This window comes from Bradyrhizobium pachyrhizi (genome assembly GCF_001189245.1).
Classification (GTDB): domain Bacteria; phylum Pseudomonadota; class Alphaproteobacteria; order Rhizobiales; family Xanthobacteraceae; genus Bradyrhizobium; species Bradyrhizobium pachyrhizi.
In genome coordinates this window covers 200,932-211,959 of sequence record NZ_LFIQ01000025.1, presented here as the reverse complement: position 1 = coordinate 211,959, position 11,028 = coordinate 200,932, and the positions used below count along the sequence as shown (strand labels likewise).

9 protein-coding genes, 1 tRNA gene and 1 pseudogene are annotated in these 11,028 nt (G+C 64.2%); 3 read left to right on the top strand and 8 right to left on the bottom strand.

The genetic code is table 11. The features are described from left to right. Positions 1-3,324 (bottom strand): PAS domain-containing protein (locus AKL29_RS03070; protein ID WP_244481718.1); only part of this gene is annotated, 3,324 nt, incomplete at its 3' end. 356 nt (positions 3,325-3,680) lie between these two features. Between AKL29_RS03070 and AKL29_RS03065 the strand changes: the two genes are divergently transcribed. From AKL29_RS03065 to AKL29_RS03055, 3 genes are all read left to right on the top strand, one after another. Next, the gene (locus tag AKL29_RS03065; RefSeq protein WP_050382966.1) at positions 3,681-4,079 is read left to right on the top strand and encodes a phasin family protein; all 399 of its coding nucleotides are present in this window, start codon (positions 3,681-3,683) and stop codon (positions 4,077-4,079) included. 270 nt (positions 4,080-4,349) lie between these two features. After that, positions 4,350-4,784 carry a phasin gene (locus AKL29_RS03060; protein ID WP_028336028.1) on the top strand — a complete coding sequence of 145 codons (435 nt, stop codon included), beginning with the start codon at positions 4,350-4,352 and terminating at the stop codon, positions 4,782-4,784. A gap of 190 nt (positions 4,785-4,974) precedes the next feature. Beyond that, positions 4,975-5,051: transfer RNA gene (locus AKL29_RS03055), tRNA-His, on the top strand. A 453-nt stretch (positions 5,052-5,504) separates the two neighbouring features. Here the strand turns inward: AKL29_RS03055 and AKL29_RS03050 are convergent. The 7 genes and pseudogenes from AKL29_RS03050 to AKL29_RS03020 form a co-directional block, all read right to left on the bottom strand. Continuing rightward, positions 5,505-6,068, bottom strand: a complete 564-nt coding sequence (locus AKL29_RS03050; RefSeq protein ID WP_050382964.1) for an MOSC domain-containing protein — start codon at positions 6,066-6,068, stop codon at positions 5,505-5,507. Then, positions 6,068-7,750, bottom strand: coding sequence for a DNA polymerase/3'-5' exonuclease PolX (locus AKL29_RS03045; protein WP_050382962.1), 1,683 nt, complete (start codon positions 7,748-7,750; stop codon positions 6,068-6,070). Before AKL29_RS03045 ends, AKL29_RS03050 begins: the two co-directional genes overlap by 1 nt. 384 nt (positions 7,751-8,134) lie before the next feature. Then, positions 8,135-8,416, bottom strand: a complete 282-nt coding sequence (locus AKL29_RS41585) for a hypothetical protein (protein WP_152977401.1) — start codon at positions 8,414-8,416, stop codon at positions 8,135-8,137. A 58-nt stretch (positions 8,417-8,474) separates the two neighbouring features. After that, positions 8,475-8,978, bottom strand: coding sequence for a YciE/YciF ferroxidase family protein (locus AKL29_RS03035; protein ID WP_050382959.1), 504 nt, complete (start codon positions 8,976-8,978; stop codon positions 8,475-8,477). 347 nt (positions 8,979-9,325) lie between these two features. Then, positions 9,326-9,927: pseudogene (locus AKL29_RS03030) on the bottom strand (cysteine hydrolase family protein); the annotation flags it as partial. Next, the gene (locus AKL29_RS44345) at positions 9,924-10,115 is read right to left on the bottom strand and encodes a SemiSWEET family sugar transporter (RefSeq protein WP_244481717.1); all 192 of its coding nucleotides are present in this window, start codon (positions 10,113-10,115) and stop codon (positions 9,924-9,926) included. The gene AKL29_RS44345 and the pseudogene AKL29_RS03030, both read right to left, overlap by 4 nt. A gap of 153 nt (positions 10,116-10,268) precedes the next feature. After that, positions 10,269-10,667, bottom strand: a complete 399-nt coding sequence (locus tag AKL29_RS03020) for a low affinity iron permease family protein (RefSeq protein WP_050382956.1) — start codon at positions 10,665-10,667, stop codon at positions 10,269-10,271. Positions 10,668-11,028: the final 361 nt, after the last annotated feature.

The following is an 11,028-nucleotide window of genomic DNA, read 5'->3' as shown; positions in this document are numbered from 1 at the left end:
GTATTCGACATAGCGCTCGTTGCCGAGCGCGCCGAAGCGCTCGCCGATCATCACCTCGGCAAAGCCGATGATGGCGTTCAGCGGCGTGCGCAGCTCGTGGCTGATCCGCGCCAGCATGTCGGACTTGGCGTTGGCGGCGCGTTCGGCGAGCCGCCGCGCCTCGCGCAATTCGCCTTCGCTCTTCCTGGTCTGCGACAGATCGCGGAACACCGCGAAGAAGTTCGGCCCGTCGGCGCGGGTGCGGCCCATCGTCACCGACAGCGGGATGATGCCGCCCTGGCGGACGCGGCCGAGCGTCTCGCGGCCGTGGTCGAGCAGGCTGGCGACGCCGGCGGATTTCAGGCTGGCGAGATAGTCGGAGATGCCGTGCTGGCTTTCCGGCGCGAACAGGTCGGCGAGCTTGCGGGTGACGAACTCGTCGCCGTCATAGCCGAACAGCGCCTCGGCGCTGCGGTTGCAGGAATGGATGTTGCCATCGGCATCGAACATGATGATGCCTTCGGCCGCGGTGTCGAGGATCGCGCCGAGCTCCTCGGCGTCGGCGTGGCCGGCCTGCGGCTCAGCCGGCGCAAGCAGTGGCTCGGCCGCAGGCTCCGGCTCGGACAATGCGGCGGCGATCGCGGCATCCTCGTCCAGCGTGCGCGAGAAGATCAGCGCCAGCGCGGAATCGTCGTCCCAGGTGATGGTGTGCAGCCGCGCCTCCGCGGACACCGACTGCGCGCCGTGCTCGGTGCTCTGGTTCGCGGAGATCGTCACCGGCGTGCCGGTGCCCGACGTGCTGCTCGCCTGCGAGACGCCGGGCTCGACATAGAGCGCGTCGAGGCCGCCGGCGGCTTCCAGCGCGTGCAGGCTGTCATGGCCCATGCGCGAGAGGAAGGCGTGGTTGGCATAGAGCAGGCGGTCGAGCCGGTAGATCAGGATGCCGACCGGCAGCAGATCGAGCAGCGCGCGGTCGCGCCGGGAGTCGGCGCGCGGCGCCGGCTCCGCCGCAGCCAGCCAGCTGGCCTTTGGTGTTTGCGCCGGCGTCTCCAGCTGCGCGACCGCCTCTTGCGCTGGCGCCTCTGCTTGCTGCGCCGGTTCGCTTGCGGGCGGCGCTTCGGCGACCGGCTCGGCCGGCACGCTGTCGTTCGTGGTCGCGGCGAGGCCGGCCTCGTTCTCGAGCCGCGCCGACAATTGACGGGCGAGCTCGTTGAAGGCGTTGTTCTCGACCGGCGTCAGCGACGGCGGCCGGGTGTCGCCGCCGGGACGGAACGGCACCACATTCGGTGGCGGGTCGTGACGCACTTCGTGCGTTTCCTCGTGCGTTTCCACGGCGTGATCCGGATCGGCTCGGTGTGAAGTCTCTGCGGCTGTCGGCTCGGTCAATTCCTCGGGTGGTGCTGCTGCGGTCGTGTCGGGCGGCGGCTCCGCGTGCGGCGGAGGATTGTCCTGTGGCGCGGCGGGCCCGGGCGGCGCAACGGTGCGCGGCGCCGGTGCGACATCGGCCGACAGCGATTGCGGCGCGACCGTGCCGCTGAAGAACTCATAGCGGCGCAATGCGGCGAGTCGCGCAAGCCCGTCGAGGTCGCGACACACACCAAAGCCGCGGTAGCCGGCGAAATTCCTGGCACGATCGAACACCGGCAGGCCGGACAGTTCGACCGGCAGCCGGCCGCCGCCGTCGACCGGCCAGTGCAGCGTGATGCCGCTCCAGGTGTCGTGGCTGGCGAACGCCTGCGTGACGCGGCCTTCGGGATCGAGGCCAAAGCTCTCGGCGATGTCGCTCCACAGCCGGCCGAAGCCCGCCGCGGTGTGCAGGCCGATCAGGCGGGTGAATTCATCGGAGCCGAGCGAGAAGCGGGCCTCATGGTCCATCTGCCACATGAAGCGCAGCGGATGCCGCCGCACCGGCAACGGCTCGTCGAGCCAGGATGGCGGTGGCACCGGCGCCAATGTCGCGGGCTCCGGTTCGGCGGCCGGCGCAGGCGTGTCAGCGATCGCATAAGGCGAGGGGGCGGGATCGGCCGGCGGCGCTGATGTTTCCCGCGTGTTGGCCGTCTCTGCGAGATCAGGCGCGGACTCCGGCACGGGCTCTTCGGCGTGCGTCTCCGTGGGTACTTCGATCAGCGCTTCCGACAACGGCTCCTCGACGGCGGGGCTTTCGTCGGGCGTGGTGTCGAGAGGCGCAGTCTCGACGGACGTCGGCTCTGAATGCGTAAGTTCTGCCGACGCAAGTGGCGGGGCAAGAGGCGTAGGCTCTTCGACCTGCGCGCCGTCCGGCACTTCGATCAGTGCTTCCGACAGAGGTTCCTCGGCGGCAGGTGTTTCGTCTTGCGTGGTGTCGAGAGCTGCGGTCTCGACGGGCGCCTCTACGTGCGCCGCCTCTGCTGCCGCGGCAGATGGAGCAGCATTCTCAGGTTCGGATTTGGCCGCGCTGACGATCGGCTCGATTGTGACGCGCTCTTCCAACTGCGGATCCAGCGCGTCGAACAGTGTGAAGGCGATCGGTGCTGCGCCGGCCGTCGCGTGCGCTTCGTCATGCGCAACGGCTTGTTCGACAACTGCAGGTGCTGGCGGCGGCTCTACGGCCATGGCCTCTTGCTGCGCTGGCGCTGCGGGAGCCTGTGCTTCGGGCGCCGGCGTCTCCGACTCAACCGGCTCGGGCACGATCGGCGCCGGCCTCGCGGCGAGATGCGGCGCCGGCTTGATCAACGCGACCAGCGCGCGATCGGCGCCGTGGCCGATCCGCTGCAGCACGACGCGGCCGATCGCAACGCTCGCCGCCGCGCGGCCCTGCGTCAGCGCTTCGTCGCGCGCCGCATCGAGACCGGCTTCGGTGAGGTCGTGCAGGCCGGGCAGCGCACGCGCCGCCTCGTTGGTTGCGACCAAAAGTCCGTCGCTGGTGAAGGCGGCGGCCGGACGCGGCAAGCCCTGCAGCAGCCGCTGCAGGCGTTCCGCAAGCGACATGCCGCGGCCGGTCGCGTTGAGCGCGGTCATCAGGATGCCGTGGCTGCCGTCCGGCAGGTCGATCCGGGCGCAGCCGCAGGTCGCGAGCATGCCGGGCGCCGCGCCGAAGCCGCGCAGGCGCTCCAGCCGGACCGCGCCATTGGCGTTCAGGCTGTGGCCGAGCCGCGCGACCTGGCGGCGGTGCGGATCGGCCGGGCCGAAGCCGCGCTTCGCCAGCTCGGCGCCGTTGGCGGCACCGAATACCTGCGCGCCGACCGGATTGGCCCAGAGAATCCGCGCGCCGTCGGCCGCCCACAGCCATGCCGGCAGGGCGCCCGTCGCATGATCCGCCAGCCTGACATCGCCGAGCGCCTGGATCTGGAATTCCGCGTCACTCATCACGCAAGATTTGACCGCATGGGTTTGGCTTTCTTCCTTAAGCTCAGCCGAAGGCCCGGCAGCCGCAGGACGACAGCCTTAACAGAAGGTTAGTATCGCAACTGGGGGACGGCAGGTCCATGTCCGCAGCGAAACTGCCCCCGCCAAAGCCGGGATAACGTTAACTTGGCTGAACGATCCACAGCCGTTTGGCGTTGTCGGGCAAAGCAAGGTTGCTGCGAGCCGCGCGATGCGGAACCAGGCGGCGCCGCGTCACACCTGCGATTGCAGTGCCACGATATATATTCTGCCGTCTATCTTGCCCTGGGCCCGCAGGGCCAAGCGGCGGGCCGATCAGCAAGTGAGGGAGAGCGACCATGAGCGATAACGGGCGTGACCATTTCGAGATCCCCAAGTTCGAGATTCCCAAGGATATGCGGTCGATGGCGGAGGCCAGTTTTGATCAGGCGCGCAAGGCGTTCGAGCAATTCGTGACCAGCGCCAAGGACACCGCCGGCAAGATCGAGGAGCGCAACGCCGAGATGCGCGCCGGCGCCAAGGATCTTTCCGCCAAGGCTCTGTCCTATGCCGAAAAGAACGTGCAGTCGTCGCTGGATTATGCCGAGGCGCTGCTCAAGGCCAAGGACCTCAGCGAGGTGATGCGGCTGCACAGCGAATATGTGCAGGGCCAGATGCGCTCGCTGGCCGAGCAGGCCAGCGAAATGGGCCAGGCCGTCAGCCGCGCCGCGATGGACGCGGTCAAGCCGAAGAACTGACGGGGCGCATTGGCCGCGGCCGACCCGGGGGCGTTCAGCCTCGGTCGGCCGCGGTAATCTATATTCCGTCGCATAAAAAATGTGGCGTCGCACGCGATCTTACGTTGCGTTGCACAAAATTGACATGATATGGGTGTTTATTAGGCGCGCCCGACGAAGGGCACTCCCGTGAATCAAGGCAGCGTGATCCATTTCAGCGCTCCCGGCCTGATGGGCTCCGGGACGTCCGCAATGGTCACATCTACTCACCCGTTGCGAAGGATTACACGTATGACCAACCCGTCCGATCCGTTTTCCGCCTCGATCATTCCGTTTGAAGTTCCCGAGCAGATGCGCGCGTTCGCCGAGAAGGGCGTTCTGCAGGCCCGCGACAGCTACGCCAAGTTCAAGGATGCTGCCGAGACCCACAACTCGACGGTCGAGGCCGTGTTCACCTCGGTGAGCAAGGGCGCCAGCGAGTATTCGGCCAAGCTGATCGAGTTCTTCAAGGCCAACACCACCTCGTCGCTCGACTTCGCCCAGGAGCTGTTCAGCGTGAAGTCGCCGACCGAAGCGGTCGAGCTGTGGACGTCGCACGCCCGCAAGCAGTTCGAGACCTACACCGCGCAGGCCAAGGAACTGGCCGAGCTCGGCCAGAAGGTCGCCAGCGAGACCGCCGAGCCGATCAAGGCCAGCGCCTCGAAGTTCTACAAGCCGGCCGCCTGATCGCTGCCGTTTGGGAGACCAGCGAAAGGCCCGGGCCGAAGCGGTCCGGGCCTTTTTGCTGGCCAGGGGCCCGTCAAGCGGCCCGACATAACAGCGGAAATCGGCGCGGTACGGCCTTGCCAAAGCGCGGCGTTGCACCTAGTTTCCGCCCGAAATCGCCGCCCCGCTTGAGCGGGCCGCGCGTCAGGATGCAGTTGTAGCTCAGTTGGTTAGAGCGCCTGTCTGTGGAACAGGAGGTCGGTGGTTCGAGCCCACCCAACTGTACCAGCAAAATCAGCGCTTTATTCTAATATCGGCTCAAGTCTCTAGCTACTATCATGGCGCCAAATGCTGCGCGGTCGACAGGATGTTTTGCAGCGTCAACATTGATAATATTGCCGTTTCTGCGCGGGAAATGGAAAGAACGTCGCAACGTTGAAGTTTTTCGCTGTCTTTTGGTCAGGAGGTCAAAAGGCGTGCGCTTAGAATTAGCATTTTGTATCAAAGGTAATACTCAAGTTGCCTCTGACGATAGCTACCAATTAGCTATCAGGCGGCGGGAACGCGATGTGGTTCTCAAGCAAGCAATTCGCGGTGAAATGGGTTCCCAGGCAAAGCCTTCACTCTCGCATTTGGTTGCCCCTATGCGCCAACCCAGCGATAAATCCCGCCGCTTTGTGCGATGCTCTACGGACCGGGTTTCGATTCGGCCACTAGAGCTCAGACTTGTGCACCGGCTCCTTACAAAGCCGGCAAGGCGCGGAAATAGGAGGAGGCGAGCCGAACTCGCGCCCGATCGCCAGCCGCGACCGTGCCGCCGGTTCGCACTACGCCAAGCACACCACATTTGAACGGAGGGTCCGTTTCTGTGGACGAGATGATCTGCCGTCTAAGGCCAGCCCGGAAGCGATCGATGAGGACGCAGGGCGTCCGGAGTCCAGTCAGCTCTATGATCGCCGCGGGTCCGAACTCAATGAGGGTCCCAAGCGGCATCCATTCCAGGTCCAGCCCGGCAGTGGTGATGTTCTCGCCGAGGTCACCCGCGGCGAATTCGAAGCCAGCTTCGCGAAGCAATGCGAAGAGCTCGGAAGGGATCAAGTGGACCTGTCGGAGATTGGGTAGGCGCGGCCGGCGGCGGGCGAGATAGCGGTGCCGGACGAATGCGCCGGCGTGGGCGTCGCCTTCGACTCCATGGCCTTGCACCAGGACTATGCGGTCTTGGGTCGGTTTGCTGAAATGGTGCCCGCGATCGGCGGCGACCGCAACCACCCTTCCCGCGAGCGAGAGATCGTGCGCCTGCGACATCAGGCGGCGCGGGCGAGGGAGCGCCGCTTCTGGCGGAGGTAGCGCGTGATCTCGGGAAGCCTCATGGCGTTCAGGATCCGATCGGCAGGAACGCCGCCCTTTCGGGCCATCTCGACGCCCCAGTGCATGTGGTCCAGCTCGGGGATCGAGTGCGCGTCCGGATTGATGCTCAACATGCAGCCGAAGTCGAGGGCCGCCTGGTGCCAGCGCCAATCCAGATCGAGCCGCCATGGGTGGGCATTGATCTCGACGACGACGTCGTGCTTGGCGCACGCGCGAAGTACCTTTTCGACATCGACTTCGTAGCCAGGCCGCCGTTGGAGCTGCCGCCCGGTCATGTGGCCGATGATTGTGGTGTGGGGATCGGAGATGGCCCGAAGAAGGCGCTGCGTCTGCGCCTCGCGGTCCAACTTGAAACGGCGGTGGATACTGGCGACCACGAAATCAAACCGATCGAGCACGTCATCCGGATAGTCCAACGACCCGTCGGCTAGGATGTCCGATTCGATACCCTTCAGGACCCGGAAGTCCTTGCCGAAGCGCTTGTTCAGTCGGTCCGCTTCCCGGTGCTGCTCAGCGATCTGCTCGACCGAAAGGCCCCCGGCGTAGTGCGCGGACTTGGAATGGTCGGCCACGCCGAAATACTCGAAGCCGCGTTGGCGCGTGGCCTTGGCCATAGTCTCCAAGGTCTCGGTCCCGTCCGAGGCATCGGTGTGGCAGTGAAGAATTCCTCGCAGGTCTTGGTCGGTGACGAGTTTCGGTAACTTGCCCTTGAGCGCGAGGTCGACCTCACCGCGTCCTTCCCGGAGTTCGGGGTCGATGAAGGGCAAGGCGAGAGCGCAGTAGATGTCTGACTCCTCGCCGGCGATCAGAGCGCGGCCCTTATGCAAGCCGTCGGTCTCCAACCGCATTCCCTTCTTCGCGGCCAAAGCCTGAAGCTTCTCGATGTGAGCGGCGGAACCAGTGGCAAAGAGAAGGACGGCGCCGAAGTGCTTGCGATCAGACAAGCGGATCTGCAGCCCGTCGGCCGCCGGCGTTTTCGACGTCTCGTCGGCCTTGGGAGCCTCTGCAACGATCGCGAGGTCGCCAACGAGCTCGCAGCCTCGGCGGAAGTCGCCTGCGATCGTTACGCGCTTCAGCTCGGGCCGGGCCTTACGAATCGAATCCTTTGCGTGGGAGAGCAATGCGGCGGCACGGTGCAGGTGAAGGCGGCCTTCTCCGCTCTTCGCGATAGCCAGGTTCTGCAGGATTTTGGTTTGGAGCGCGGCGCCAAGCCCTTTGGCTTTCTTGATGCGGTCATCCTTTGCGGCCGTCTCCAATTCGGCGAGAGAGGTGATGCCGAGGTCTTTGTAAAGATGCAGCACTTTGTCGGGGTGGAGACCGGGCACGGCCAGCATCTCGAGCACACTCTCGGGAACCTCCTTACGCAACTTTTCGAGGCTCGGATGAGTACCCGTTCTGTGTATTTGGGTGATGATGTCGGCTATCGCCTCGCCGACGCCGGGCATCTCGGTGAGCCGGTCTTCGGCGACGAGCACATCAAGAGGGATTGCGAGGGCCGTCAGGCTGTCCGCGGCGCGTGAATAGGCTTTTGCTCGGAAGGGGTTGCCGCCACGCAAGGCAGTGCGCTGTGCGTATTCACGCAACAGACTTGCCACAGTGCGGGTGTCGAGGGGCGGCACTCAACCAGCCTCGCGTCTTGTGTCCTGCGGCGCCGCTGAAACTAAGCGACCTTGAATGCTCGAGCCATCCTCCGGACGGTGATCGAGAGATTTCTCGAGCTTTTGTGCTGCCCGGAAGTCGTCGAGGTGCTGGATATTCGGGCCTGCCACAAGCTGTAGATGTCTCATCCTGCCGTGCGGCATCGATCTCGCCTTGCAGAGAGCTCGGACGGCGTAGGCCCGGAGGTAATCAAAAGCGTCTGACATGTCGTTAGAACGCGGACCAGCGCCTTTTGTTCTTTCAATTGGCGATCCGCGGCAAAGGCAAGGTTGCTGTAAGCGCCGATCAGTAGCAATCTGGCTTTCAGCAGTATCTTTTAGGCAGATTTCTTGGCGCCGACCGTGTCAGCCATCCGGGCCCCTGTGGCGCCATCCTTTGGCGGGGATTTCGGCGGGCGAAGTGGGCTTGGCGGCCACGGTCTTCGCTTTTCGCGGCCAGGCCGGCGGAAGAGCATCCCGCTTCGTGCGAGAAGGAAGAACTTTGGAGGAGTCCGGTTGACCACCATTTCGGTCGGTCGGACCTAAGCGTTCGATCAGGAAAGCTGCCGCCATCAAGCCGAGCGCCGCGGCGATGCTCCAGCCGTCGAGGCTGGTTTGCGATCGGCGTCCGGTCTGTCTGTCCTCCATCTCTCCTTCGCCCGCGAGGGCCGCTACGTGCTGATTACGGCCCTCGCGCCATCAGCGCTCACGCAGCTTTCTTGTTGACGCTGCGCAGCGCCATCGTGTTGAGCTTCTCGTCGGTCGCCTTTTCCTCATCGAGATTCTGCTGCAGGATGGAGGCGCAGTCGTCGCGGCCGAGCATCTTCGCCCAAGCGATTAGCGTTCCGTAGCGGGTGATCTCGTAGTGTTCCACGGCCTGGGCGGCCGCGATGAGCGCCGCGTCGAGAACTTGCTTGTCCTCGACGTCCCCGGCGACATCGCTCGCTTCCTCCAGAATGCCGTCGATCGCCGGGCAATCGACCCCTTGGATCTCCACTCCGTGCATCTGAAAGACTTTCTCGAGCCGTGCGATCTGGCTATTGGTCTCGGAGAGGTGGGTTTGGAAGCCGTTCTTGAGACCCGGATCGGTCGCTTTCTCGACCATGTCGGGGAGATTTTTGGCGATCTGCTGCTCCGCGTAGTAGATGTCCTTGAGCGTGTGTACGAACAAGTCGTTCAGCGTTTTGATGTCCTTGGTGAAGAAGCCCATGGCGTCCTCCTGCGTTGGGTTCGCCCAGCAAACCGCTGGCGCCGAGGACTGTTCCTAAGTGTCACAGTGCGATTCCCTGGGCTTGGACGACGATTTCTTTCCGCTTATTCGCTCCAGGCTCTCACGCATAGCGCGCGAGTTGTCGGCGGAACGGCGGTCTGTCATGACCTCGACGACCGAGATCGTATCCTCCTCTTTGCCGACGCCGCTCCGCCACTGACCTGATCGGGTGCGCTGACAAGCTCTCCGCGCCGCCCAACTCTTTCGCAGCGGCCCGCCTCCTTCGGCAAGAGGACCTGCATGAAATAGGGGGCGCTTATGGCAGAGGCCTTGTGGTTGCTGCCGGGCCAGGCGGCGAGAAGCGTTTCCGTCGTCACGCACTCGACCTGTTGGCCGAACCGGTTCATGTAAATGTTCATCATGGAATCGTGGGTCTCGTCGGCAGAACTACAGACCGCATCGGTCACGAGAATGACGCGGAAGCCCCAATCGACGGCGCCCAACACCGTGGCCAGAACGCAGACGTCCGTCTCGCCGCCGGTGATGACAACGGTATCGACAGACGAACTCCGCAACAGGGCGTGTAAGTGGCTTCCGGTCCAGGCGAATAGACGTACTTGTTGTAGGTGCGGGCCGGCGGAACGAAGCGGGTAAGCTCCGGCAAAAGATCGATCAGGTCCGGGCCCAGCTCATCGATGGTCATCGAACTCCAACGCTCGTAGTAGCGTCGCGACATCCCGGAGCCCTTACCGACTTTTCTTGCCGGGATGAAACGGGTGAAGATGGTGTGTTGAGGGTGCGCCGCCGTGATCTCGACGACGTTCGGCAGGACCCGCAAACGCCACGGCATCGTCCATTCGGTCCGTTCCGCGAAGATGCGCTGCATGTCGACGCAGATATGGACCGCACTGGCGCTGGGAGGACCGTAACTCAGTTCACCGTCCTTCATGGCTCCCTCCTCGAGCGACAGCCGGACGGGCGCCGTTCCTGCGTCGGCGAGAGATCGAGGACTTTGCAACCAAGAGCGACGCCGGCGAGTGTGCCGCCGACTAGGTTCGAGCCTACGATGACCCAATCTCCCTGCATGACGCCGTAAACGATCCAGAGCGAAAGGCCGAGCGTGAGCGCGGCCAACATTCCGAGCGACAGATCCGCCGTGAATCCGCGAGGCCAGGCCTTCCGGACCTGGGGCACGTAAAAGAGAGGCTAGGAAGGCGGCGACACCGCCGATGTAGGAGGCGAGGGTAGACACGGGGCAAATAACGGAAGGCTGGCATTGCGGTTCCTATTCTAGCGGGCCCGCTTGAGAACCTCGACCTTGGCGCTTTCGATCTCCTCGTCGGGAGCCTCCTCGATGCCGGCGATTTGGGTGTGCGCGTTTTTGGTGGCTAAGATGAGTTCGTCCAGCTTCAGCTGAAGCGCCAGCGTGTCCCGATTCTGCGTCGCCTGGATGAGGAACACCATCAGGAAGGTGACGATGGTAGTTCCGGTGTTGATCACCAACTGCCACGTGTCGCTAAAGGCGAACAGCGGACCCGTCACCGCCCACACCGCCACGACGGCAACGGCGAGAAGGAAGGTTGCGGGCCGGCCGGAAATCCGTGCGGTCGCAACGGCCAGACGAGCGAACCAGCCGCCTTTGGATTGCGACGTCGTTGAAGTATTCCCGACTGGCAGGTTGGCGCGCATGCTACTTGATCTCCTTGAGGCTGTTTCGGCTGGACCTTGAGTTGGGATCGGTCGGAACAAGCTTCGCGCAGGCCTGAGCGGCGGCTTGCTCGGTTGTAAGGCCGGAATTCGCGTGGACTGCGCTGGAGTCCTTTCCGCCGATTAGCAGGTAGCTAGCGAAGAGACATGCCGGCACCGCGGTCCCGCTTGCCATCAGCCAACGCGAGTTTCGCTCCTTCCGCACGATCCCTCCGAACGCGATCTAATGCCGGTCCGCGGCGGGTGTTCCTAGGGATGAACTTGGCTCCTGCTCGAACGTTATGATGGCATCTGCAATTCAAATGAGGCACTGCGGGCACTGCGGAATTCTGCTGCGGGTGAG

Bases quoted from the DNA above. Each gene is read 5' to 3' on its own strand.
- AKL29_RS41585 (WP_152977401.1), bottom strand. From the start codon at position 8,416: ATGGAGGACAGACAGACCGGACGCCGATCGCAAACCAGCCTCGACGGC.
- AKL29_RS03060 (WP_028336028.1), top strand. From the start codon at position 4,350: ATGACCAACCCGTCCGATCCGTTTTCCGCCTCGATCATTCCGTTTGAA.
- AKL29_RS44345 (WP_244481717.1), bottom strand. From the start codon at position 10,115: ATGTTGGCCGCGCTCACGCTCGGCCTTTCGCTCTGGATCGTTTACGGC.
- AKL29_RS03065 (WP_050382966.1), top strand. From the start codon at position 3,681: ATGAGCGATAACGGGCGTGACCATTTCGAGATCCCCAAGTTCGAGATT.
- AKL29_RS03050 (WP_050382964.1), bottom strand. From the start codon at position 6,068: ATGTCGCAGGCGCACGATCTCTCGCTCGCGGGAAGGGTGGTTGCGGTC.
- AKL29_RS03020 (WP_050382956.1), bottom strand. From the start codon at position 10,667: ATGCGCGCCAACCTGCCAGTCGGGAATACTTCAACGACGTCGCAATCC.
- AKL29_RS03035 (WP_050382959.1), bottom strand. From the start codon at position 8,978: ATGGGCTTCTTCACCAAGGACATCAAAACGCTGAACGACTTGTTCGTA.